Annotated in this window: 26 protein-coding genes; 3 read left to right on the top strand and 23 right to left on the bottom strand. The window is 33.5% G+C overall.

Annotated elements, in window-relative coordinates:
• Positions 1-7: 7 nt before the first annotated feature.
• From FM121_RS06420 to FM121_RS06395, 6 genes are all read right to left on the bottom strand, one after another.
• Positions 8-955 (bottom strand): thymidylate synthase, encoded by a 948-nt coding sequence (locus FM121_RS06420; RefSeq protein ID WP_086951348.1) that lies wholly within the window; start codon positions 953-955, stop codon positions 8-10.
• A 12-nt stretch (positions 956-967) separates the two neighbouring features.
• The gene (locus FM121_RS06415) at positions 968-2848 is read right to left on the bottom strand and encodes an ABC-F family ATP-binding cassette domain-containing protein (RefSeq protein WP_086951347.1); all 1881 of its coding nucleotides are present in this window, start codon (positions 2846-2848) and stop codon (positions 968-970) included.
• 256 nt (positions 2849-3104) lie between these two features.
• Entirely contained in the window at positions 3105-3563 is a 459-nt protein-coding gene (locus FM121_RS06410; RefSeq protein WP_086951346.1) for a hypothetical protein, read from the bottom strand.
• A 99-nt stretch (positions 3564-3662) separates the two neighbouring features.
• Positions 3663-4022, bottom strand: a complete 360-nt coding sequence (locus FM121_RS06405) for a thioesterase family protein (protein ID WP_086951345.1) — start codon at positions 4020-4022, stop codon at positions 3663-3665.
• The gene (locus FM121_RS06400) at positions 4023-5234 is read right to left on the bottom strand and encodes a CCA tRNA nucleotidyltransferase (protein ID WP_086951344.1); all 1212 of its coding nucleotides are present in this window, start codon (positions 5232-5234) and stop codon (positions 4023-4025) included.
• 18 nt (positions 5235-5252) lie between these two features.
• On the bottom strand, positions 5253-5594 hold the full coding sequence (locus FM121_RS06395) for a nucleotide pyrophosphohydrolase (protein WP_086951343.1): 342 nt from the start codon (positions 5592-5594) through the stop codon (positions 5253-5255).
• Positions 5595-5716: 122 nt separating this feature from the next.
• Between FM121_RS06395 and FM121_RS06390 the strand changes: the two genes are divergently transcribed.
• Positions 5717-6595, top strand: coding sequence for a YitT family protein (locus FM121_RS06390; protein WP_086951342.1), 879 nt, complete (start codon positions 5717-5719; stop codon positions 6593-6595).
• Positions 6596-6648: 53 nt separating this feature from the next.
• On the opposite strand, the gene buk is transcribed toward FM121_RS06390, so the two are convergent.
• The 7 genes from buk to lpdA are packed head-to-tail and all read right to left on the bottom strand — an operon-like array spanning position 6649 to position 14821.
• On the bottom strand, positions 6649-7710 hold the full coding sequence (buk, locus tag FM121_RS06385) for a butyrate kinase (RefSeq protein ID WP_086951341.1): 1062 nt from the start codon (positions 7708-7710) through the stop codon (positions 6649-6651).
• A gap of 11 nt (positions 7711-7721) precedes the next feature.
• Complete coding sequence (locus FM121_RS06380) at positions 7722-8627, bottom strand: phosphate acyltransferase (RefSeq protein WP_086951340.1); 906 nt, start codon at positions 8625-8627, stop codon at positions 7722-7724.
• Between the two features lie 18 nt (positions 8628-8645).
• The gene (locus tag FM121_RS06375; protein WP_086951339.1) at positions 8646-10220 is read right to left on the bottom strand and encodes a 2-oxo acid dehydrogenase subunit E2; all 1575 of its coding nucleotides are present in this window, start codon (positions 10218-10220) and stop codon (positions 8646-8648) included.
• An 18-nt stretch (positions 10221-10238) separates the two neighbouring features.
• Positions 10239-11216: an alpha-ketoacid dehydrogenase subunit beta gene (locus tag FM121_RS06370; protein WP_086951338.1), complete on the bottom strand. Its 978-nt coding sequence runs from the start codon at positions 11214-11216 to the stop codon at positions 10239-10241.
• A gap of 2 nt (positions 11217-11218) precedes the next feature.
• Entirely contained in the window at positions 11219-12322 is a 1104-nt protein-coding gene (pdhA, locus tag FM121_RS06365; protein ID WP_086951337.1) for a pyruvate dehydrogenase (acetyl-transferring) E1 component subunit alpha, read from the bottom strand.
• An 18-nt stretch (positions 12323-12340) separates the two neighbouring features.
• On the bottom strand, positions 12341-13384 hold the full coding sequence (locus FM121_RS06360) for a PTS transporter subunit IIC (protein WP_086951336.1): 1044 nt from the start codon (positions 13382-13384) through the stop codon (positions 12341-12343).
• Between the two features lie 30 nt (positions 13385-13414).
• Positions 13415-14821: a dihydrolipoyl dehydrogenase gene (lpdA, locus tag FM121_RS06355; protein WP_086951335.1), complete on the bottom strand. Its 1407-nt coding sequence runs from the start codon at positions 14819-14821 to the stop codon at positions 13415-13417.
• A 191-nt stretch (positions 14822-15012) separates the two neighbouring features.
• On the opposite strand from lpdA, the gene FM121_RS06350 reads away from it, so the two are divergent.
• Together FM121_RS06350 and FM121_RS06345 are read left to right on the top strand one after the other, a co-directional pair.
• Entirely contained in the window at positions 15013-15915 is a 903-nt protein-coding gene (locus FM121_RS06350) for a LysR family transcriptional regulator (RefSeq protein ID WP_086951334.1), read from the top strand.
• Between the two features lie 98 nt (positions 15916-16013).
• Positions 16014-17012: a D-2-hydroxyacid dehydrogenase gene (locus FM121_RS06345; protein ID WP_256958421.1), complete on the top strand. Its 999-nt coding sequence runs from the start codon at positions 16014-16016 to the stop codon at positions 17010-17012.
• Between the two features lie 42 nt (positions 17013-17054).
• Here the strand turns inward: FM121_RS06345 and FM121_RS06340 are convergent, their stop codons facing one another.
• The 10 genes from FM121_RS06340 to FM121_RS06295 all read right to left on the bottom strand — a co-directional run.
• A complete protein-coding gene (locus tag FM121_RS06340; RefSeq protein WP_179203811.1) occupies positions 17055-17588 on the bottom strand; it encodes a YpiB family protein in 534 nt (177 codons plus the stop codon).
• 4 nt (positions 17589-17592) lie between these two features.
• A complete protein-coding gene (locus tag FM121_RS06335; RefSeq protein ID WP_086951332.1) occupies positions 17593-18846 on the bottom strand; it encodes a tetratricopeptide repeat protein in 1254 nt (417 codons plus the stop codon).
• Positions 18847-18855: 9 nt separating this feature from the next.
• Positions 18856-19914 carry a hypothetical protein gene (locus FM121_RS06330; protein ID WP_086951331.1) on the bottom strand — a complete coding sequence of 353 codons (1059 nt, stop codon included), beginning with the start codon at positions 19912-19914 and terminating at the stop codon, positions 18856-18858.
• A 60-nt stretch (positions 19915-19974) separates the two neighbouring features.
• Positions 19975-20217 (bottom strand): GlsB/YeaQ/YmgE family stress response membrane protein, encoded by a 243-nt coding sequence (locus FM121_RS06325; RefSeq protein ID WP_086951330.1) that lies wholly within the window; start codon positions 20215-20217, stop codon positions 19975-19977.
• 79 nt (positions 20218-20296) lie between these two features.
• The gene (locus tag FM121_RS06320; RefSeq protein ID WP_086951329.1) at positions 20297-21079 is read right to left on the bottom strand and encodes a C39 family peptidase; all 783 of its coding nucleotides are present in this window, start codon (positions 21077-21079) and stop codon (positions 20297-20299) included.
• Between the two features lie 11 nt (positions 21080-21090).
• Complete coding sequence (fliS, locus tag FM121_RS06315; RefSeq protein WP_086951328.1) at positions 21091-21456, bottom strand: flagellar export chaperone FliS; 366 nt, start codon at positions 21454-21456, stop codon at positions 21091-21093.
• A 20-nt stretch (positions 21457-21476) separates the two neighbouring features.
• Entirely contained in the window at positions 21477-21818 is a 342-nt protein-coding gene (locus FM121_RS06310) for a hypothetical protein (protein WP_086951327.1), read from the bottom strand.
• Positions 21819-21842: 24 nt separating this feature from the next.
• Positions 21843-23345 carry a flagellar filament capping protein FliD gene (gene fliD / locus FM121_RS06305; protein ID WP_086951326.1) on the bottom strand — a complete coding sequence of 501 codons (1503 nt, stop codon included), beginning with the start codon at positions 23343-23345 and terminating at the stop codon, positions 21843-21845.
• A gap of 4 nt (positions 23346-23349) precedes the next feature.
• A complete protein-coding gene (locus tag FM121_RS06300) occupies positions 23350-23745 on the bottom strand; it encodes a flagellar protein FlaG (protein ID WP_086951325.1) in 396 nt (131 codons plus the stop codon).
• A 75-nt stretch (positions 23746-23820) separates the two neighbouring features.
• Positions 23821-23957: flagellin (locus FM121_RS06295; RefSeq protein WP_086951324.1), on the bottom strand; the 137-nt coding region annotated here is incomplete at its 5' end.

Here is a 23957-nt window from a genome sequence, read left to right as displayed (position 1 = left end):
TTGTCCCTTATACCGCAATTGGTGCTTTAATTGATGGATGCGGATTATAACCAGTTACTTTGATATCTTCCATTTCAAAATCAAAAATAGATTGTTTTTCTAAATTTAATTCAAGTGTTGGAAACTCACGGATTTTTCTTGATAATTGTTCTTGAATTTGCTCCATATGATTTAAATAAAGATGAGCATCCCCAAACGTATGAACAAAATCACCAACTTCTAAACCTGTTTCATGAGCAATTAAATGCGTCAACAAAGCATAACTAGCGATGTTAAAAGGCACACCTAGAAAAACATCAGCACTTCTTTGATAAAGCTGACAACTTAGTTTACCATTTGCTACGTAGAATTGGAATAGGGAGTGACAAGGTGGCAATGCCATGTTTGGAATATCTTCTGGATTCCAAGCAGAAACAATTAATCGTCTTGAATCTGGATTATGCTTGATCATTTCAATTAGATCACTGATCTGATCAATCGTTTCTCCCTGACTTGTTTTCCAGTGACGCCATTGTGACCCATAAATATTTCCAAGTTCGCCATATTTTTCAGCAAATTCTTCATTTGATAAAATTTGTTCACAAAATTTTGTCATCTCTTTTTTATAAATCTCATTAAAATTTGAATCAGATGTAGCTCTGCGACCAAAATCAGTCATATCAGGACCGTGATAGTCTGAGCTTTTAATGTAACGTTCAAACGCCCATTCATCCCAAATATGATTATTATGTTCTAATAAATATTTGATATTTGTACCACCTTTTAAAAACCATAAAAGTTCGCTTTTAATTAATGAAAAAGGAACACGCTTTGTTGTTAGTAATGGAAAGCCCTGACTTAAATCAAAACGAATTTGATGCCCAAATAAACTTTTCGTGCCAGTTCCTGTTCGATCATGTTTTTCTGTGCCTTCTTCTAAGATCTTTGTTGCTAAATCTAAATAAGCTTGCTCCATTTAAAATTCCCCCTACTCTTCTATGTATTGACTTAGGTATTCCCAACGTGCCATTTTAGTTTCTAATTTTTCTTCATTCTCTGCCACTTCTTTTTGCATCATTTGCAGTTTGACCGCGTCACTTGAATGATTTAACATATCAGATTGTAATGACTCAATTGTTGTTTCAAGAGTTTCAATATCATCTTCAATTGTTTCCCATTCTTTTTGTTCCATATAAGTTAATTTATGTTTTTCTGTAGTATCTTGTTTTGTTTCCTTTACAGTTGATGTTTGACTAACTGTTAGTACCTCATTTTTTTCAGTACTTAAATATTCACTCATTGAGCCGAAGAATGGTTCAATAACACTATTTCCTTGAAAAACTAATAATTTCTCCATTGTTTTATCTAAAAAGTATCGATCATGACTCACCGTAATAACTGCTCCGGCAAAATTATTTAGATAGTCTTCCAAAATAGTTAAGGTTTCAATATCTAAATCATTTGTTGGCTCATCTAAAAGCAATACATTAGGTTGCTGAATTAAGATATTTAATAGATACAAACGTCTTTTTTCCCCACCAGACAACCGACTAATAACTGTTCCGTGCATATTCCTTGGAAAAAGGAAGCGTTCTAACATCTCTGTTGTAGAAATTGTAGAACCATCTTTTTGTTCCACTAACTCCGCTTGTTCCTGTAAGTATTGAATCATTCGTTTACTTTCGTCTAAGCCTTCATTTTCCTGCGTATAGTAGCCAATTTTGACTGTTTCACCTAGATCAATGGTACCACTGTCTAAGTTTAATTTTCCAGCAATTAAGTTTAGCAATGTTGATTTCCCAGCACCATTTTCTCCTGTAATACCTAGTCTCTCTCTCGACTGAATCAACAAGCTAAAATCGTTTATCAACTGTTTTTCTTCAATCGAAAAATACGCATGATTGATTTCTAAAACTTTCTTACCTAAGCGTTTAGTCCCAACCGAAATATCTAAATTTTCTTTGTTATCGCTACCTGAAACCGCTTCTTTCAGTTCACCAAAACGATTAATTCTAGCTTGTTGTTTAGTTCCTCTAGCCTTAACACCCGCACGCATCCATGCTAATTCTTGCTTAAACAACTGTTTGTTCTTATGACTTTGCTTTCCTTCAACTTCTTCTCTTTCAGCACGCAAGGTTAGATAAGATTCATAATTTCCTTCATACTCATGAAGAACTCCCTTAGAAAGTTCCATAATTCTATTTGTAACTCGATCTAAAAAGTAACGATCATGAGTTGTAATAACAAGAGATCCTTTGTAATCTTTTAAATAGTTCTCTAACCAGCTAATACTCTGATAATCCAAGTGGTTAGTTGGCTCATCTAAAAGTAATAAATCAGGAGCTTGGATCAATACTTGCGCTAACCCAAGTCGTTTTTTTTGTCCACCAGATAATTCCGAGACTTTCTTTTCTAAAAATAAAATACCTAGCTTACTTAAAATTGTTTTAGCATTCGTATCTGCTAACCACGCATCTTCTCGATTCATCAATTCTTCAGCTTGTTGATACTTTTTTTGAAACACAGGGTTCTCACCATCATTAGCTAATTGACTTAAAGCTAATTCATAACCCTTAACAGCCTTTATAATTGGAGAATTGCCTTCAAAAACAGTATCTAAAACAGTTAAATTTTCATCAAAATTTATTTGTTGTGATAGGTAACCTATCTGATAATCATGTGGATAATCAAGACCTCCCACTTCTGCTTTATCAAGACCAGCTAAAATATTCATTAAAGTTGACTTACCGGTCCCATTTATTCCAATCAAACCAATGCGGTCTCCTTCACGTATTAAAAAAGAAACATCAGTTAATAGATCTTTTATTCCATATGATTTTTTTAAATTATCCGCACGCAGAATTTTCATTCATCTTCCCTACTCTCAAAATAGTCCAACCTATTCTACCAAATATATGGATTTGAAACAAGCGTGATGAAAAAGGCGTTTAACACCAAGCAACTGGAAGAACTTATAAACAATCCATGCTTTGGGGATTTTTATAAGTTGTGAAGTTGTCGAGGGTGTTGCTTTTTGAATCCAAACTACAAGCATGATGAAAAAGGCGTTTAACACCAAGCAAAAAAAAGACTGCCTCTTTTAAAGGTCAGTCTCTATCACTCTATTAAAATTTATCTGAATAAACATCTGTTACTATTTTCTCAGCGTCAATAACAATATATAATTTGTTATCTGCTGATATTTTTGTTGTTTGGTAAGTATTGTCTAATCCTTCTTGACCAGGCGTTGCTTTGTCTTTATATGGGAAATAAATTAAATCACTTGAACCATCGTCGAAATTAATACTCATTTTTTCGATATCTTGATATTTTACGGCTCTAGAGAACATTCCTAACTCTAAACCACCTAAATTAATATCATCTGTTTGTACGTGATCTGCTTCTTGGAAAATTTCTATTTTTAACCCTTCACAAGGATTAATCTTTTGGAAATCACTTCCGTTTATTCTACCGTAACTAGTCGTAACTTTACTAATCCACAAGTCACCAATATGTTCACGTTTAATTGTCCATGTTTCATCATTTCTAAAATAGAATTTGAAGCTGTTCATTTCTTTTGACATCTATGATCTCCTCTTTCCTCTTGATTATTACATAATTAGTATACCATGATAAAAACAAAAAATAAACAAGTTTATTAAAAAATTCACAAATTGTACTGATTATTTTATGTGAGATAAAAATGAACTAGTTGTTACAATTACTCGCTCATGTTTTCCTTTACCAATTAAACAATCTTTATCAAACATTTCAAAAGAAAAACATATTTTTTTCTCTGTGCTTTCTTCTATGTTAGCAATAACCATTATTTCAGCACCTACAAGGGAAGCTTTTATGTGTTTGAACTCTATAAAAGTTCCCACAGTTGTTTGTGTCTCAGATAAAGGTGAAGAGCATAGAGTCATGCATGTATTTTCTGCCATGGCAATAGCACTTGGTGTTGCTAGAACCTCAAGTGTACCCGACCCCATATTTAGAGCTGTTTGATTATCTGTTACGATAAATTCTTTTCTTAATATCATTTAAGACTCCTCCTTTATAAATGTTTCAGCAGCTTTTAGTAAGCTATTTTTTTCATTTAGAAGATTACCTTGAACAACTTGTTTTTCTAAATAAGCTAATGTTTTTCCTAGCCATGGTCCGGGAGTCTTATCTAAATAAGTTAGGAGTTCTTTCCCTCCAACCGATAAATCTTTAATTGATTTAATAGCTAGCTCTTCATACAACTGTAGAGCTAATTTCTCATCGCTTGACTGATTCATTATAAATCTGACTTGTTCAACATAAGAAACAATTTCTCGACCAGCTTGATATAAATCTAAATTCTGCCACTCTTTTACTTCTCTATTTTTAAGCTGAAAAACACCTTCTTTTACTGCTATGATCATTCTATTAGAAGCTTTCCAACCTTTCAATAATAGAGAAGTGTCCTTAATTTTTAAAGAATAACAAATTAATAACCAAGCGATGATTTCATTCTCTATTACTTTTCTATCATCTAACAATAAAAGATTATTTAACTCCGATTCTTTATTCTTAAATCCTGGGCAATAACTGAAACATCCTGTCTCAGTAAATAATCTTAACCCTTGATTTCGACTTTCACCCATTAATAATTTGATCCATTCAACATAGATTCGCTCAACAGAGATTTTGCTTAATAATGAATGGTGTGTCTGAATAGCTTGCAGCGTCTTTTCTTCAATTGAAAAACTTAATTGACTCGCAAACCTTAACCCTCTCATCATCCGAAGAGCATCTTCATTAAATCTTTCAGAAGCATCCCCCACAGCTACGATTACTCTATTTTTGATTGCTTCAATACCATTAAAATGATCTATGATAATGCCATCTTTATTCATTGCTAAAGCATTCATTGTAAAATCACGACGTTTTAAATCTTCCTCTAAAGATCTGACAAAAGTTACCTCATCTGGTCTTCTATAGTCTTGATAAGTAGACTCTGTTCTAAATGTTGTGATTTCATATTGTTCTTCATCAAACAGTACCAAAACAGTACCATGCTCAATGCCTACATCTATTGTTTTTGGGAAAATCTGTTTTACCTCTTCTGGAAATGCACTAGTTGCAATATCAACATCATGTATTTTATGGTCCAAAATAATGTCACGGACACTCCCTCCAACAAAATAAGCCTCATAACCAGCTTCTTCAATTTTTTTAATAATGGGCAGTGCTTTTATAAATTCCGTAGGTAGCTTATCTATCTTCATCTTTATTATTCCAATCTCTTAATTTTTTTCATTTTTACGAGCAAATCGATACTTATCTCTTTGATTGAACTTATTCATGTTTTCATTAAACGTTTCTGCCAAATTAATATCAAAAGAATTTGCCATAATAATCGTAGAGATTAGAACATCACCTAACTCTTCTTTAATACTATTTGGTAGCTCTGTTTCTTTCTTTTGTTTTTCACCATAAGTATGATTAATTTCTCTAGCAAGTTCTCCTAATTCCTCTGTTAATCTAGCTAATTGAACTAAGGGAGAAAAATAACCCTTTTCAAATTGATTAATGTAGACATCTAATTCCGATTGCATTTCTGTTATTGTTTTTTCATTTTTAGTCATTTCTTTTTCAGTCCTTCATCTATCTCTATTATATATCTTATAAAATATAAGTTAATATTTCAACTACCTTCTCTTGTAGGCTTATATTCTTAGTGATAAGATAACAATAAGGATGTGATTAGATGAAGTTTAATAAACAAACAATAATTGAAATGATCATTATTTTTTTAGGTGCAAGTATTTACGCTTTTGGACTAGTAACATTTAATATCCCAAATCAATTAGCAGAAGGTGGAATGACAGGTATTACTTTAATTCTTTTCAATCTTACAGGATTTAATCCAGCATACAGTACTTTACTTTTGAATATACCATTAATACTTATCGGTTTCAAAATTTTCGGAATCCAAACATTAATTTACACTTTAGTTGGAACTTTTTCTTTATCTATGAATATTTTATTTTGGCAAAATATGAATATTGCTATTTCTGTCGAAAATGATTTGCTGATTGCCGCTCTTTTAGCTGGATTATTTGGCGGGATTGGAAGTGGGATTATCTACAAAGTAGGAGGGACAACGGGAGGAACGGATATTGTAGCAAGAATTTTAGAAAAAAACTTTGGTTTAACGATTGGACGCTCTCTTTTGATTTTAGATATAATGGTCCTTTTGCTCTCTTTAACTTATCTTTCTATCAAAGAAATGATGTACACCCTAATAGCAGTCTTCGTTTTTAGCATTGTTGTTGATTTTGTTCAAGGTGGAACATATAGTGCCAAAGGTATTTTTATTATTTCTGATAAAAATGAAATCATCTCAACTCGAATCCTAACCGAGTTAGAAAGAGGAACTACCTTCTTAAAATCAGAAGGGGCCTACTCTAATCAAGAAAGAAATATTATTTATTGTGTAGCAACTCATCCAGAAATCAATGCAATCAAAGATATCTGTAAAGAAGAGGATGAAAAAGCCTTTATCTCTGTCATAACTGTCAACGAGGCTATTGGAGAAGGGTTCTCTTATGAAAAAATGAAAAAAATGAAACGAATAAAAAAATGAAGAAGTTGACATATCGTCTTCCTCTTCATTTTTTTGATCTAATATATTTGTAGCTAATTAAACTCATTAGCTAATTCTGTACCATCTAACACTCTTAAAGCACCATTTCTGAGTGCTTCCATTTCAAATTCACCAGGAATCGCTGAAACTGGTGCAATAAATGATACTCGTTCTGTCACCCAGTTGATGATGCGTTTAGAATAAGCAAATCCTCCGGTGATAACGATTTGATCAACTTGTCCATTTAGTACTGTGCCAAGTTCACCAATCCCTTTGGCAACTTGGTAAGCCATTGCTTCTAAAATAAGTTCAGCTTCCTTGTCACCTGCATCAATTCTTTTTTCTACTTCAATACCACTATTTGTTCCTAAGTATGAAATCATACCACCTTTTTTACGTGTCCAACTTGTGATTTCTTCTTGCGTCATTTGATAACAAAAAGGAATAAATTCTTTCAAGCATAAGCTGCCTGTTCGTTCCACAGAAAAGGGACCTTCATCATCAATTGATAAATCAATCATCCGACCTTTTTGATGCGCACTTATTGTTGAACCGCTTCCTAAATGAGCAACGATCAAGTTTGTTTCTTCATAAGGTTTGCCTAAATCTTCGGCAGTTTTCATCGCAATCGCGCGCATATTTAACATGTGACCGATACTTCGACGATTAACACCTTTCAAACCAGAAATACGAGATAAATCATGAAATTGATCCACTGTGATTGGATCGTAAATCATCGCAATACACTCTGATTTAGCTTTTTCTTTAAATCCTTGAGCTAACATCGCACCTAAATTAGAGGCATGATGAACGTCTGTTTTATTAACTAACCAATCAATCATTTGATCATTGACTAGATAAGCACCTGCTTCTACTGGTGGAAGTGAACCTCCACGGCCAACAACAGCATCTAATTCAGAAATATCGATGCCCTCTTTTTCTAAAAACGTTGTAATTAAAGCTAAACGGTAATCGTATTGATCTGCAATTGTTTTAAATTCAGCTAATTCAGAATCATCATGAAAAACATTTTCATTTAAACGTTCCTCTTTATCTTCATAATAAGCAATTTTAGTTGATGTTGAACCTGGATTGATAACTAATATTTTTTTCATTTCTTTACTCCTCACATTGCACAAGCAATCATTAATGAATTTATTTTTTCTTCAGCTGTTGAGCCACGAGAGGTAATAATAATTGGCACGGTTGCTCCCAAGACAAGACCTGCCATTTTACCATTTCCAAAAGTCATCATACTTTTTCCAAGTAAATTTCCAGAAACAATATCTGAAACTAGTAAAACATCTGCCTCTCCTGCTACTGGACTTTCATATTCTTTTTCTTTGGCAATTTCTGTACTTAGAGAAAGGTCAAGAGATATCGGTCCTTCTACAATTGCTTCACCAAACATACCGATTTCAGAACGTTTTTTTAGTTCTTCTGCATCTAAAGAGGCTTGTAGTTTTGGATTTACATTCTCGCTAGCGTCCAAGACAGCTACTTTTGTTTTTTCATACCCCAATTGCTTGGTTAAGTCTAAAACATTCATTAGAATAGCTTGTTTTGTATCAATATCAGGTGTTAAAACCATACCACCATCTGTTAAAAATAGTAATTTATGATAATAAGGGATCTCATTAATCGACACATGGGATAGCACACTCTGTTTCCTAATACCTTTTTCTTTATTAACTACCGCCTTTAATAAATCTCTTGTTTGGATATGCCCCTTCATTAGGACGTCTCCCATACCTTGACGAATTAAAGACACGCTTTTCTCAGCTATTTCTGTCTCTCCTGAAACATCAACAATTTCTAATGTTGATGTTTCAGTGATTGACAATTCATCTAGGCCCTCTAGTATTTTAATTTTTTCACCCACAAGAATAGGAAAAAGAATTTTTTCATCATAGAGTGACATAACAGCGGAAAGTGTTTGTGAATCAGTTGGATTAGCAACGACCACTCGTTTTAATTTATCTTGATTTGTTGAAAGGTGTTTTTTTAGTGCAGCAAATGACTCTAAAATCATTTCAACACCTCCATTTTCCTAATTTTTTAGTAACATTAAGTTCGGATCACCTAAAGCTTTTTTAAAGGCTGCTAAAGCATTTTGTGCTTCCACACCATCCACTAATCTGTGATCAAAAGCAAAAGATAATCTCATAATTGAAGCAACTTCCATTTCACGATTCGCATTAACAACAACTTCATCAGAAATACGAGAAATTCCCATAATCATTGATTCAGGATAATTAATGATTGGCGTTGACCAAACACCACCAGCATCAGGCATTCCACCAATATTAGTGATAGTTGCTGAACTACCGCTCATATCGGCACGAGTTAATTCGTTCGCCATTGCTTTTTTAGATAAGTGAGAAATTTCTTCTGCAATCTCAAAGACGCTCTTACGATCAGCGTTTTTAATCACTGGTACAAATAAACCATGTTCTGTGTTTGTCGCAATCCCAATATTAATATTGCCACGATGAACAATTTCAGATTTTGTCATATTAACTGAAGCATTTAAAGAAGGATAAGCTTTTAACATTGCAACCATTGCTTTAACAACATATGGCAAGAATGTTAATTTAACATCTTCTTCTTTCGCAATTTCTTTGTACATGTTACGGTGTTCCACTAATTTTTCAGTTCTTAATTTATCAAAAACAGTTACGTGTGGAATTTCAGTTCGACTTGTTACCATTGCTTTAGCAATTGCACGACGTGTTGGCGTCATTTTTTCAACCCAATCTTCACCTTGAACTGTAACTGGCGCAGGAGCAGCTTTTTCTACTTTTGGTGCTGAGGCAGAAGCTGGTGTTGCTGATACTGTTGATGTTACTACTTCTGGAGTAGGAGCTGACGAGCCTCCTGCCAGATAAGCATCCACATCAGATTTCAAGATTTTGTTATTTGGTCCACTAGCAACAACTTGTGCTAAATCAACTTGTTGTTGTCTTGCATAGCGACGAACAGATGGTAATGCTCTCACAATACCTGTTGTTTTTGAAGTACTTGTAGCAACTGGTGCTGCTGAAGCCACCACTTCTGTTTTAGCTTCTGCTTTTGGTGCTGCAACTGGGCTATCACCTTTATTAATTTCAATAATAGCTTCATCCACTTGAGCCACGCCTTCAGGAACTAAAATTTTAACCACTGTTCCTGCCACTGGTGACGGAATTTCCATTGATGATTTATCATTTTGAATCTCAACTAAAGGATCATCCACTTTAACGACATCGCCTTCTTTTACAAACCATTGTAAAATATCCGCTTCTGTCAATCCTTCTCCAACATCTGGTAATTCAAAAACATAATTGCCAGAGCTTTCTGATGGTGCTGCTTCTACTGTTTCAACTTTAACTGTCTCAACAACTACATCATCACCTGTATTGATTTCAATAATACCTTCATCTACTTGAGCCACACCGTCTGGTACTAAAATCTTAACCACTGTTCCTGCTACTGGTGACGGAATTTCCATTGATGATTTGTCATTTTGGATTTCTACTAAAGGATCATCCACTTTAACTACGTCGCCTTCTTTAACAAACCATTGTAAAATATCTGCTTCTGTTAAACCTTCTCCAACATCTGGTAATTTAAATATATAAGCCATGAGTCATCCTCCTATTTTCTATTCAGCCATTGTCTTTCTAACTTGTTCTTCAATTGTTTTTGCATTTGGTAACCAAATAGATTCTGCTTGACCAAATGGGAAGTGACTATCTGGTGCAGCGACACGTCCGATTGATGCTTCAAGTTCATACATTGCACCTTCAGCAATTTCAGCCATAATTTGATTGCCAATACCTGTTAAACGTTGCGCTTCTTGGACAACAACGACACGTCCAGTTTTCTTAACAGAAGCTAAAATAGTATCAATATCAAAAGGAGCAACTGTTCTTAAGTCGATTAATTCAACTGAGATACCATCCTTAGCTAATTTTTCAATCGCTTTTTTAGATTCATGAACCATCGCACCATAAGTCACGATTGTAATATCAGTTCCTTCTTGAACGATATTTGCTTTATCTAATTCAATAACATATGACTCTTCTGGCACTTCTTCTTTGATAGAACGGTATAATTTTAAATGCTCTAAGAAGTAAACTGGGTCATTATTTCTAATTGCTGCTGTTAATAAGCCTTTTGCATCATAAGGTCCACTAGGAATAACCACACGTAAACCTGGTGATTGACTAAACAGTCCTTCTAGGTTGTCTGAGTGAAGTTCTGGAGTTCCAACGCCACCGCCAAATGTTGAGCGAATCGTTACAGGAACTCCTTCACTTCCACCCATACGATAACGATGACGAGCTAATTGACCAAGTAAACCGTCAATTGCTTCCATCGTAAAACCAGAGAATTGAATTTCTGGAACTGGCCTGTAGCCACCTAAAGCCATTCCCATAGCCATTCCCATAATGCCTGACTCAGCTAAAGGTGTATCAAACACGCGATCTGCGCCTAACTCATTACTCATACCATCGGTTACACGGAAAACCCCACCGTTTGTTCCTACGTCTTCACCAAAAACTAAAACTTTTTCGTCACGTTTCATTTCTGCTGTTAAGGCTTCATTAATAGCCTGTACCATATTTTTAATAGCCATCTCTATTTTTCCTCCTTAGCTTGATGCATTTTAATTTCTTTTGCGATACGAGGGGTTGGAACTTCAAACACATTACTCAATAATTCAGATACTTTTTGTTTTGGTTCGTTATCAGCAGCATCAATTGCATCATTCACTTCTTTTGTTGTTGCATCAATGACATCTTGCTCCATTTCTTCTGTCCAAATACCTTTTTCTGTTAAGTATTTTTTCATTCGAATCATATAATCTTTTTTAATCCACTCATCTAATTCCTCTTGACTACGATATCTTGTTGGATCATCTGATAAAGTGTGTGGTCCGAAACGATAAGTTAGTGTTTCAATTAATACTGGTCCATTACCAGCCATTGTATATTCTCTGGCAAGCTTAGTTACTTCATATAATGCAAGTGGATCCATACCATCAACTTGAATTCCAGGAATTCCTGCTGCTGCTGCTTTTTGAGCTAAAGTACCAGCTTTACTTTGCATCTCACGAGGAACAGAAATACCGTATTTATTATTTTGAACAATAAAGACTGTTTGAGCATTGAAAACACCCGCAAAGTTAATTCCTTCATAGAAATCACCTTGTGATGACCCACCATCTCCAATGTACGTCATAGCCACTTGATCTTTACCATCACGTTTATAAGCCATACCTAATCCTGCTGCTTGGACATATTGAGAACCAATAATAACTTGAGCAGGTAAACCATGTACATCTTCTGGTAAAATGTTTGCTGCCACATGACCACGGTACCAAAGAATGGCATTTTTCATTGGCATACCATGCTGAACCAATGGAATCACGTCACGGTATGTTGGAAATAGGAAATCTGTTTTATTCATGGCGAAAAGTGTTGCTAATTGTGAGGCTTCTTGTCCCTCAGAAGGAGGTAAGTTTCCAATACGACCTTGACGACCAGCTAAAATAAGACGCTCATTTACCGTTCTACCCCAAACTAAAACTTTCATCATTTCAACTAGCTCTTCATCCGTTAAACTACTCTTTAATCCTTTATTAACGATCTTGCCTTTTTCATCTAAAATCTGTACTAAGGGAACTGCTTCTTCACTTTTTTTAACCATGTCATTAAATAATTTATAATCTTGTTTACTCATAATATTTCGCTCCTTTTCTTAATTAAAATTCAATTTATAGTCATCTGAACTTGAAATACCTAATTTTTTATTAAACAAATAGTTAAAGACAAAGCCTAAACAAATTGGAACAACTAAAAAGGCAATGACCACTTTAATCACATTACCCACGCTCCAGCCTCCTGGTGCTAATGCCAATGCGTTGATTGGTCCAATTAATCCACTAAATCCAAAACCAGCACTAAACGGTGTGCCTTGTAAGTCTAAAAAGGCTGCTAATGAACCTGTAATCGCTGCATTACATAAAATTGGTAACATAATTTTTGGTTTTTTCACTACATTAGCCATTTGCATTTTTGGTGAACCAATAAAATGAGCTAGAGATGTTGGAATGGCGTTGGCTTTCCATCCAGCAATACACAAACCAAACCCAGCTGCACAAATCCCTAAATTAGCTGCACCTGATGCAATTCCTGATAAAGAAATAGCTGTAGCAATTCCCACTGTAGCAATTGGTGAAACAATCATCATTGAGAACATTAAGGCAATAGCAATAGCCATTGGAACAGGCTGTAAATCTGTCAATGTCGCAATAAATTGACCTAACATCGTTGTTAGTGACTTAACATAAGGAAGTAATAATAATCCCAGACCTCCACCGACAACGGTTACAATTGTTGGAATAACTAATATTGTAAAGGCTTGCAATTTTTCACCTAAAACTAAAATAATCAGTACTGCGATTGCTGCTGTAAGACCTGTATTAATAACATCTCCAGATCCTTGAAAAATAAAACCACCATCTGGATTTACTCTAGCAACTCCAGATCCTACCACACAGGCCATTCCTAATGAACCAATTTGAATGGGAGTAAACTTAAAATTGATTGCCACTGCTACTCCAACAACGATTGGCATTAGAGATTGAGCGATTCCTGTTGACGTTAGACCAAAAGACCAATCCAACGCTTTCGATAGTTCACTTAGAAGAGCACCAGGAATAAGCGACACCACAACTCCTAAAGCAACACCATTTAATATGTTCATTGTAAATTCTTTTGGTTTAACACTCTTAATCGACATATAATCATCTCCTATTGATGAATTTCTTTTTTAGATATGAATGGGTAATCCTAAACCGACCTCGGCAGCTTCCATAATCGTTTCACTAATCGTTGGATGTGGGTGAACGGTTAAAGAAACATCTTCTAGTGTTGCATTAGTTTCAATCGCTAATGTAATTTCAGAAATCAAATCACTCGCATTAACACCGGCAATTTGTCCTCCTAAAATTTCACCAGTTTCCTTATCACTAACTAATTGAATTAAGCCTTCTGCTTTGCCCATAGATAGAGCACGACCATTTCCTTGGAATGGAAATTCCGACACTTTGACTTGATAGCCTTTTTCTTCTGCTTCTTTTTTAGTAAACCCTGTAGATGCAAGCTCTGGATCAGTAAAACAAACAGCAGGCATGGCACGATAATCTAGTGAAACATCTTGTCCATCAATTACTTCTGCCGCAACTTTTGCTTCATAACTCGCTTTATGCGCTAAGGCAAGTCCTGGAACAATATCACCGATAGCATAAACATGATCTAATGTTGTTTGACACTTATCATTAATTTTAATCAATCCACGTTCATCTAGCTCAACGCCAATTCTTTCTAGTCCTAGCTCTTGAGTATTGGCTTTTCTTCCAACCGATACTAAAACATAATCACAAATAATTTCTTTTTCTTCTCCATCTACTTCATACGTAACCGCAACATTTTCTTCAGTCGTTAAAGCAGACTTAGCAAGTGCGTTCGTTTCAATAGAGACATCTAATTTTTTAAATGATTTTTCTACAAATGAAACAAGTTTTTTATCAAAATTCGGTAAAATAGCTGATTGACCTTCTAATATAGTGACTTCTGTTCCTAGATTAGCAAAGACACCTGCTAGCTCACTTCCTATGTATCCCCCACCAATGACAACTAATTTTTTAGGCAGTTCTTTTAATCCTAATAATCCTGTAGAATCTAGTACTCGTTTACCAAATTTAAATCCAGGAATTTCAATTGGTGTACTACCTGTAGCAATAATGGCATTTTCAAATGTATACGTCTCGCCACCAAATTCATGCATCACACGGATTCGGTTTTCATCCATAAAATAGCCTGTTCCTTCAAGAACTGTTATTTTATTTTTTTTAAGTAAAAATTTGACACCATCTGTTAATTTTTTGACAACTTGCATGTCTTTCCATTCTTGAATTTCCGTGAAATCCAAGCTAATATCTTTAGCTTCAATTCCTTTAAATGGAGAATGGGCTAAACTATGATAATGATGACTAGCTTCAATTAGTGCTTTTGAAGGAATGCATCCCACATTTAAACAAGTACCTCCTATATGAGTCTTTTCAATTAACGTAACATTTTGTCCTAGTTGAGCTGCCCTAATTGCTGCTACATATCCCCCAGGTCCTGCTCCGATAACTACTGTCTCTAAACTAGTTTCGAAATCACCGACAACCATTTTCGCTACTTCCTTTCTTTTCTACTTTATAATGCTTAGTTTGTGAGGTATACTAAATTAGTCTATTTAGTAAAGCCTTTTCAAGTAAGCGTTTTATTTATGTGACACTCTTAGTATAGGGCTCATTTTCACATATTTGAAATTGGCAATTTCTATAGCAAGATCAATTTTATCAAAAAGGGGAGGATTCGATGGAATTCAGACAGCTAAGATATTTTTTAGAAATAATCAAGGCCCAAAATTATTCTCATGCTGCTAAAAACTTATTTGTAACACAACCCACGCTTTCATGGAATATGAATAAACTTCAAGAAGAACTTGGTGCCAAGCTTCTATACCAAGTAGGCAACAAAGTTATGCCAACAACAGCAGGAACGATTCTATTTGAGCAAGGTCAAAAAATAATCAATGATTTAGATGATTTAACTGAACAAATTGAAACAGATCATATATATGAAAAAAAAGAACTAACTATAGGTTCAAATGCTGTCATATCACCTGTTTTTATGCCTTTAATTCAACAATTTATGTCAATTTATCCTAATTTTTCAATTACAATAGAAGAAGATGGTTCTGTAAAAACACAACAAAAGGTTGCAAACGGTGAATTAGAAATCGGGATTGTTTCATTCCCAATTACTGAAGGAAATCTTGAAATTGAACGAAATATTTTTGAAGTTTTCAAATATGATGCTTATGTCTTGATGAGAGAAGATCATCCTCTTTCTAACAGCAAAGAATTAAGTATTAAAGAACTAAAAAATGAAACTTTTTCATCTATGAGTAAAGACTATGTCTTATGGCATGTTTTAAAAAATAAAGCACGAGAGTATGGCTTCTCCCCTAAGATTAATTTAATGAGTAATAACCACGAAGTACTTGTTAATTCCATCTTAAAAGACAACTCAATTGCCTTATTACCTATTCAATTAAAAGAAATATACAAGAGCGCTCCCCTCACTTGGATTCCGTTAAAAGATAAAATAAAACCCTTTGATATTGTCGTTGTTCATAAAAAAGATCAGCCACTTAGCCCGGCAGCAGCCCTTTGTTTAGAATTTATAACAAACCAAAAAAAGATCATTATCGATTAATTCTATAGCCTTATAGAATTTATTGATTCGCTCAATTTACTCCTTTTACCTATACTTAGGTTGTTACTTAATTAACAAATTAGAAAGGAGTTTTATGTATGAGCAAGATTTTAATGATGGGTGCAAGAGAAGATGAGAAAGAATTTGCATTGAGGTGGGCTGAAGAAAATCAAGCAAGTGTTACCGTGACTAACGAAATATTAAGTGATGAAACTTATCACCTATTAGAAGGTTTTGATGGCATCAGTTTACAACAAACAATGGGAATTCCTATCGAGATGTATCAAAAATTAAGACAAGATGGTTTTAAGCAAATTGCTCAGCGCTCAGCTGGTTTTGATATGTACCATTTGGAAGAGGCAAAAAAACAAAAAATTTCTATTACAAATGTCCCTGCATACTCCCCTAATTCAGTAGCCGAATTCACGGTAAATAGCGCTTTAAATTGCCTTAGACATACCGAATTAATTCAAAAAAGAGTTACTTCTAATGATTTTACTTGGGATAAAAAGATCCTTTCAAGAGAAGTTCGCTCGTTGACAATCGGTATTTTAGGAACTGGACGAATTGGACAGATTACTGGGGAAATCTTCAAAGGGTTTGGCGCTGAAATTATTGGATATGATTTATATAAAAATCCCAATGCTGAAAAAATACTAAGGTATGAGGATAATTTTGACCATTTCCTTGAGCAATCAGATATTATATCCATCCATATGCCACTAACAGAAGATAATCATCATTTATTCAATGAAGAAACGTTTAGTAAGATGAAAAAAAATTCAATACTAATTAACGCTGCTAGAGGAGCCATTGTTGATACGAAGGCATTAATACAGGCCCTAGATCAAGAAAAGATTTCTTGCTGCGCACTAGACACATATGAAAATGAGATGCCTTATGTGACTAAAAATTGGCAAAGCAAGCCTCTTGAAGATCCTATCTTAGAGGAATTAATTAAAAGAGACGACGTTATTTATACACCGCACATCGCTTTTTATACTGAAACATCTGTTGAAAATCTAGTTTATGGTGGATTAGATGCTTGTCTTTCTATTTTAAATACAGGTACTGCAGACACAATTGTGAATCCATAAAAAAAAGCGACACTCACAAAAGATAATTTTGTGAGTGAACGCTTATTTTTTTAATTCTGAATATTTTTTTGAATAGTTTAAAAATGCTTGTTCATCATTTTCTTCAAGAGCTTCATTTATTTTTTTTAGTAACTCTTGTAGTTGAAAATTAACTTCTTCCTCTTTTAAAAAAAGGTTGATTTCTTTTGCAATTTCTTTTTCTAACTTAGGATCTAGTGACTGGTAAGGGTTCTCTTCAATGATTGACAAATAATAATTAGAAGAATACATGCCATCAAAAGAAATGCCTACAAATAAAGGTGCTTTTCTATTCATTCGAATATCGTGAAATATTTGATTCGGGTCACTAAACAATACACTTTGATTCACCATTTCTAACCCAACACCTTCAACAGTTTGATCTGTTATTAATAATCCTCTTGGTGTCGATAAAACATCTTCCACAAAAGTCACTCGATCTAATAAAAACTCATGATTCAAAAGATAATTTAGAATCCAATAAGATTCTCTTTTCTTTAAAGATACCGATTGAATTAACCAGTTAACAAATTTTTTCTTACTTGCTAGTTCAATCATCATTTTACCACCCTTCGTTTTCAATTAAAGAGGCAACTTCAAGATCTCCTGGTTCCATACTAATATATGCTTTTAACAATCGGCCTGATTCTTCAGTATTTCCTTCTTCTCTCAAGAATAAAGCGTAATCTTTAACAAATTCAGGATCATCTAGTAAAGTACCTTTAGCCGCTTCATAATGCTCGCTTGCCTTAGAAAAATCTTCTAAGCCATTATAAGCTTGAGCCAAAATCCACTCAGCAAAAGATTGCTCTTTTACTTCTAATGTGTTAATTAATTCAATAACTTCATCAAAATTATTTTCTTTTAATAACAGTTCTGCTAATTTCATTTTCGAAATATCCGCTTCAATCTCCAAAGAAATAACTTCCTCTAAATATTGTTTGGCTTGCTCTTTATCTCCTAAATGATAAGATGTTTCAGAAGCAAGATGATACAAAGCTGTTTCGTATGGATTTTGAGAAATACCCAGCTCAATTGTTTCAATCGTTTCTTCATGGCGACCTTCATCAAATAGAATTTGTGCTAAAGGATAATAAACTTGACTAAACGCCTCATCCATTAATCTAACCTGTGTCAACAGATCAATTGCTCGCTCATTTTCTTCTAATTGATAATATGTTAAAGCTAACTGAAATAAACGCTCAACAGTTTCTTCTACTTCAATTGCTTCTTCTAAATAAGTTACCGCTTGTTCAAAATCACCGATTCTAGATAGAGAAACGCCAATTCTTTCAGAAATATTAATTGGAGATTCTTCAACAGACAAGATTTCTTTCAATTCTTCATATACTTTAATTGCCTTAATATAATCTTCATTTGAAAAGTATAATTCTGCCAATGACAAATCTAACAATGGTTCATTTGGTAATAATTTTTTAGCTTGATTTAGTTTACTTTCACTTACTTCTGGAATATTTAACATTTGATAAATATCTGCTTGTGTGATTAAACTTTGTGCGTATAGATCACTTGTTTCTTCGATTGACTCTAAATAAGTAAAGGCTTTATCCAAATCATCGTTCTCAATAGCAATTTCAGCTAATGATATTTTAAATGTCTCTTCTTCTGGAAATTCTTCAAATAATTTAAGATACAAAGCTTCTGATTCCTCAACAAATCCAAGTTGAAATAAATTATCAGCTAATTGTAATCTTTCTTCTGCTAAATCCTCGATTTGAGCTTTTTCAAAAGCAAGTTTCGCTGCAACTAAATCTCCATTTGATAATGCTTGTAACATTTCTTTACTATTAGACATATTATTCCCTCAACTGTTCTTTTTTATAGTTCGATATTCTTCAATTACTTCATACATTTCCTCAATTAAAGGTATTTTTCTAACTCCAAGAGAGCCAATTTCTTTTATATAGGCTACATTTTCCTGTCGATCAAGTTCTGTAACAATGCTTTCAGCTAAGTCAGACGATAACATTTGCTCTGGAAGCGATAAATCCTGAGCAACAATCTGTTCAAACCAAACATAAAATTTTTCATACTCAAAATTAAAATTACCTACTTTTTTACTCCACAAAAGATGAATAAAAAAACCAATATATTGTTTCTGAGCCATATTCAAATAGTGTGCTTCGCCTAAATGGTAAAAAGCCTTAGTAAAAGCTGTTCCAAAAGGGATTAAATAAGTCACCTGATTATCATTTAGAACTGTTTTAATAACCGTCTCAATATAAGGTGAAAAATTTTTGTAATTAACCGACTGTGAGGCTTGATACAACTGTCTTAGTAAATCAGCATTTTTAGTAACAGCTAAATTCACTAAAGAATAAAAAGAGGTTGCCCATAATTGAGGTTTTTCTAACTCACTCAACATTGTATCGTAAACCAAAACATCTGGCAAAACATATTGTTTGACAACTGGGATTGTTTTTTCATTTAATAAATAAGTTTCACCTATTAAAGAATCAACAAATCCTGACATTGTCGTTGGTAAATAGATAAAAGTCGATAAATAAAGAGAATTATTGACTAACTGGCCACAAACATGATAAATTTCAGCTTTTCCACCACCAAGAATTAAGGTGTCACTAGGCAAGTTAACTTCTTCAATAAAATCTAAAATCTCATGGTATGCCTCAACTTGTTGAAGTCGTTTATTATTGGGGCAGATATACCAATGAAATTTTTTATCTGAGCTAAAAAGAGTCGTGAATTTTTCATAAAAATATTCGTAAAACGGTTGCGTACATACAAACAACACGCAAGAATGTTGATTTATATGATCAAAAAAACCTTGTAATACTAGCCTATTTACAGATTCAGCATATACAATTTCTATTTTTTGCTCTTTTTCTATCCGCAATTTCCTCATCCATTTCACCTTCTTTCTACTATTTTAACATAAAAAAAAAGATCATCGAGATGATCCCTCTTACTTTCTTGTAAAAAGCGAAACAACTGCTATAACAATAACAGCTCCCAAAATAGAAGGTACAATAGCCATTCCCGCAAGATGTCCGCCCCAGTCACTACCAAATAACTTCTGACCAACACTAGATCCAACTAAACCAGCAATAATATTAAAAATACAGCCCTTTGGATTTTTACCACCAGTTAAACTTCCTGCTATAGCACCTATTACTGCACCAATTAATAATACCCAAATCCAATACATGGTATAACCTCCTTACTTTTGTTACCTTTATTGTAAGTTAATACCAAAAAAATAGTCAAGCATAAATTAATAACCTTGACTATTGAATATATAAACTCTGCTGACCAGTTTTAATGTAAATTTGTTCAAAGATATTTTTTTTGACTATCACTTCTTTTCCGTAAGGATCGTTTAGAAAGACTTCTTCCTGATTAAAACCTATGATGACTGCTGCATGATGTTTAATCGAAAATTGCTTCATTCCGTTTCTGGTTGGCCAATCTACCAGATCATTATCCTTAGGTTCTTGATAATCAATGGTTGTAATTACCCAAACTGGATGACCTTCATGAACTTTTTCTAGTATTTCATTTAAAGGTAATCCACTACTATTGACTACTTTATAAGGTGATTTTACTACTTGTGTAGCTAATTCATAAATAGGTTCTACATTAACTCCTGATCCTGGTGTTTTTCCAGAAGCATCTCCAACAAACCCCATATCAGGATCCCCAAAATAGTTATGCTTATCTTGATAAGGTTCTTTTTTTATTTTTTCTTGAAGAACATTTTTATTATAGTCATAAGAATAGTAGTTTAGTAACATACTCAAAGCAGTTACTTCACAGCCATTTTCTAATGATGGTTCATCTAATTGGTTGGCTAAAGAAACTGGTAAGCGATAATCCTCTGTGTTATCAATCAGCATACTTGAATCACCACCTGTACCGACCAATAAATTAGTTTTACGTTTTAAGTAAATATAACTTGTTTCTTTTGATACTTTAGCATTTTCAATTGCCATAGACACAATTATTTTTGTCCCCAAAAAACCCGCAATTGAAATAACCAAGATAATAAAAATTTTAGCTATCTTTTTCATAAATAATAATCCTATAGGGCCACCCAAGTTTCTAATAATTCCTCTAACATTTTCTTAACAAGCGCCACTCGTTCTTTATTTTTTTCAGTATTTGCTAATAATAATTGGTTATACATAAAGTCATAAAGTGATATTAATTGATCAGGAACATCACTCTCTGTCGTAGGTGCAACTGCATATTTTAATTCTAAAACAATATCTTGAACCTTTATTAACTGAGAGTTAACTTCTTGTAAATTTCCATTATCTAAATGATGAATTGCTATTTTTGAATGTTTAATTCCAGCCTCATAAAGTATTTCAATCAATTTTTTTGGTGAAGCTGTTAAAATCTGATTATTTACGTATGCTGAATTTCCTTTGTTATTATATGTCATAATATACTCCTTAATTATTACTAAAAATCTTTGTCAATAAAGAATGACTCTGAATACTGTTTAATATACTGACTAGCAATTTTATCAGATTGATTTAACTGGGTCATTTTATCGAACAGCACAACTTTTTCATTATCTAAGTAGGTCATTAATTTTTTTAACTCAGTAAATAAAAGCTTTAAATTATTTTTATCTTGCTCTTTTAAATTTGTTAAAGGTAAACTTTGATAAACTTCCATTAATTCCGTATTTTTATTAAGAATCTCGGTTGCTTCTTCTATATCTTGTGTTTCATCCCATAGAGAAATATTATCGAGCATTTTTTTTATTAAAACTCCTGGTTTATCTGTAAGCTCAGCCAAAAAAGTTACACACTCCTTACGTTATTATTTTCCTGATCCAAATGAATCTAATTGAGTGATTAGAGTAGCCATTTGTTGTTCTGCTTGCATCATAACTTGATCCAATCTAGTGAATGTCCTAACATAGTAATCACGTTTTTTATCTAATTTTTCAGTAAATCGATCAATTCGTTCATCTAAATCTTTAAGACTTTTCTCATAAGATTCTTTTTTAGTAGTATAAACACTCTTTTGACCTGCTTGATCTTTTAAATAAGAATTCATTAACTCATTTAGTTTTACTGTATAACCAAATTCTTTCTTATCAAGTTCCATAATAGCATTGCCATCTTCATCTTTAATAACATTGCCAAATTCATCTTTTTTCTCAACCATTGTTTTTTCAGCGTAATAGAAAAAATTTTGAACGTTTTGTGGGTCTTCCTTTAGTAATTCTTTAAACTTCTCTTCATCTAAAGAAAGAACTCCTTTTTTATCTACAGAAATCCCTACTTCTGAAGGAAACTTAAAAGTAGTATGAGGATTTTGGTCTGGAAGACCTGTTGCCAACATCTTTAAGCTAGATTGAAGTCTAGAAGCCGTACTATCTCCTGCTAATGGGCCTGGTTTATTGTCTTTTTTGCTCGGGTCACCAACATCCATTTTTTCATTTAGGAAGTCCATTAAACCATTGTACTGCTCTACAAATGCGTTGACAGCTTCTACTGGTTTATCCAAATCCCTTTTTAAGCCAACTGTTACATTCTCCTCTGTTTTTCCATGTAAATGGATGGTTACCCCTTCAACAACATCACTAACATCATTAGACGTTCGTTCGACTGCCATTCCGTCAATTGTAAATTTAGAATTTATTCCTTTATTATAAGTTGGAGCATTGGTTGCTGAGTTTTTATCCATTCCAAGATCACCTAATAAAGCTTGATCCCCACCAACATTAAAATCTGTTGCGCCCGTTTCAACATTACTAAGAACTAAATGATTATCAACAATCGTTGCTTTAACCCCAGTTTCTTTTGATTCACTATTAATTTTATTCGTAATATCTTTTAAGCTATCATTTTGATTAATTTCGATGGTTATTTTCTCACCATCTGGATCTTTAGAATCTAATTCTAAATTCCCAGAAGTACCTAAACCGTCATAAATGGTCTTCCCATCCATTTTTTCAATATCACCAGAAACTTGTCGAGAAGAAGTAGCTATCTGTTGCACGGTAATATCAAATGAATCTTCCATCGCTTTATCAGTACCTGAGATGGTCACTTTATCAGGTTTTGAACTTGTTGTCACCTTTGAATTCCATGTTTCATTTTTTTGAAGTGTTTCGATTGTTTTGAATAAGGAGTTCATTCTCATTCTAACGTCTTTCCATGCGTTTTGTTGCTCAAGTATTAAAGATTTTTGATTATTCATTCTTAAAAGAGGAGTAGATTCCGCCTCAATCATTTGATCAATTTGTTCTGAACCAATTCCTGAATAACTTCCTAATGTAGAACTTATTCCTGTTGGACTTGTTACTGCTGGCATAGTATCATCCTTCCTTATTCACTATTATCCCTACCATCTTCCAAATATTAGCAATTGAATCTAACATTTTTTCTGAAGGGATCTCTTTAACAATTTCATCCGTTTCTGTATCAACTAAAGTAATCATTGTTTTATGCGTTGTTTCGTGGATTTTGAATTCCATCTTAACGTCTTTTCCGTTCAATTGACGATTGGATTCTTCAATTATTTTCTCTAATTGCTCTCTCTTATAATCTGAAAGACCGTTAGAAAAATATTCATTTCCTTCTGGCTCTCTAAATTTTTCATTTTGTGTATTTGTCTCCAAGTCTGTTGTAACTTTTGTGACTGGTGCAATACTTTCAACTTTTTCCACATTATTATGAGCACTTAACCAATTTACATGATTAATATTAAGCATAATTTTCACTTCCTCCAATTTAAGTAACTTAGTAAAGAAAAGCCGACCAAATATTTCAGTCGGCTTAAAAATTAATTACTGTAATAGAGAAAGAACACTTTGTGGCATTGCATTAGCTTGTGCCAACATTGAAGTTGCTGCTTGAGAAAGAATATTATTCTTAGTGAAGTTCATCATTTCTTCAGCCATATCTACGTCTCTAATACGAGAAT

Source organism: Vagococcus fluvialis bH819 (assembly GCF_900163795.1).
In the GTDB taxonomy this organism is placed as follows: Bacteria; Bacillota; Bacilli; order Lactobacillales; family Vagococcaceae; genus Vagococcus; species Vagococcus fluvialis_A.
Note: the sequence above shows the minus strand (reverse complement) of the source record. Positions and strands in the feature narration are given on the sequence as shown.

Bases quoted from the DNA above. Each gene is read 5' to 3' on its own strand.
- FM121_RS06370 (WP_086951338.1), bottom strand. From the start codon at position 11,216: ATGGCTATTAAAAATATGGTACAGGCTATTAATGAAGCCTTAACAGCA.
- fliD (WP_086951326.1), bottom strand. From the start codon at position 23,345: ATGCCAGCAGTAACAAGTCCAACAGGAATAAGTTCTACATTAGGAAGT.
- FM121_RS06420 (WP_086951348.1), bottom strand. From the start codon at position 955: ATGGAGCAAGCTTATTTAGATTTAGCAACAAAGATCTTAGAAGAAGGC.
- FM121_RS06395 (WP_086951343.1), bottom strand. From the start codon at position 5,594: ATGACTAAAAATGAAAAAACAATAACAGAAATGCAATCGGAATTAGAT.
- FM121_RS06360 (WP_086951336.1), bottom strand. From the start codon at position 13,384: ATGTCGATTAAGAGTGTTAAACCAAAAGAATTTACAATGAACATATTA.
- buk (WP_086951341.1), bottom strand. From the start codon at position 7,710: ATGAAAAAAATATTAGTTATCAATCCAGGTTCAACATCAACTAAAATT.
- FM121_RS06325 (WP_086951330.1), bottom strand. From the start codon at position 20,217: ATGTATTGGATTTGGGTATTATTAATTGGTGCAGTAATAGGTGCTATA.
- FM121_RS06350 (WP_086951334.1), top strand. From the start codon at position 15,013: ATGGAATTCAGACAGCTAAGATATTTTTTAGAAATAATCAAGGCCCAA.
- FM121_RS06410 (WP_086951346.1), bottom strand. From the start codon at position 3,563: ATGTCAAAAGAAATGAACAGCTTCAAATTCTATTTTAGAAATGATGAA.
- FM121_RS06340 (WP_179203811.1), bottom strand. From the start codon at position 17,588: ATGATTGAACTAGCAAGTAAGAAAAAATTTGTTAACTGGTTAATTCAA.
- FM121_RS06390 (WP_086951342.1), top strand. From the start codon at position 5,717: ATGAAGTTTAATAAACAAACAATAATTGAAATGATCATTATTTTTTTA.
- FM121_RS06320 (WP_086951329.1), bottom strand. From the start codon at position 21,079: ATGAAAAAGATAGCTAAAATTTTTATTATCTTGGTTATTTCAATTGCG.
- FM121_RS06415 (WP_086951347.1), bottom strand. From the start codon at position 2,848: ATGAAAATTCTGCGTGCGGATAATTTAAAAAAATCATATGGAATAAAA.
- FM121_RS06405 (WP_086951345.1), bottom strand. From the start codon at position 4,022: ATGATATTAAGAAAAGAATTTATCGTAACAGATAATCAAACAGCTCTA.
- pdhA (WP_086951337.1), bottom strand. From the start codon at position 12,322: ATGAGTAAACAAGATTATAAATTATTTAATGACATGGTTAAAAAAAGT.
- FM121_RS06300 (WP_086951325.1), bottom strand. From the start codon at position 23,745: ATGCTTAATATTAATCATGTAAATTGGTTAAGTGCTCATAATAATGTG.
- lpdA (WP_086951335.1), bottom strand. From the start codon at position 14,821: ATGGTTGTCGGTGATTTCGAAACTAGTTTAGAGACAGTAGTTATCGGA.
- FM121_RS06345 (WP_256958421.1), top strand. From the start codon at position 16,014: ATGAGCAAGATTTTAATGATGGGTGCAAGAGAAGATGAGAAAGAATTT.
- FM121_RS06330 (WP_086951331.1), bottom strand. From the start codon at position 19,914: ATGAGGAAATTGCGGATAGAAAAAGAGCAAAAAATAGAAATTGTATAT.
- fliS (WP_086951328.1), bottom strand. From the start codon at position 21,456: ATGACATATAATAACAAAGGAAATTCAGCATACGTAAATAATCAGATT.
- FM121_RS06335 (WP_086951332.1), bottom strand. From the start codon at position 18,846: ATGTCTAATAGTAAAGAAATGTTACAAGCATTATCAAATGGAGATTTA.
- FM121_RS06375 (WP_086951339.1), bottom strand. From the start codon at position 10,220: ATGGCTTATATATTTAAATTACCAGATGTTGGAGAAGGTTTAACAGAA.
- FM121_RS06400 (WP_086951344.1), bottom strand. From the start codon at position 5,234: ATGAAGATAGATAAGCTACCTACGGAATTTATAAAAGCACTGCCCATT.
- FM121_RS06380 (WP_086951340.1), bottom strand. From the start codon at position 8,627: ATGATTTTAGAGTCATTTGCTGCACTAAAAAAACACCTTTCAACAAAT.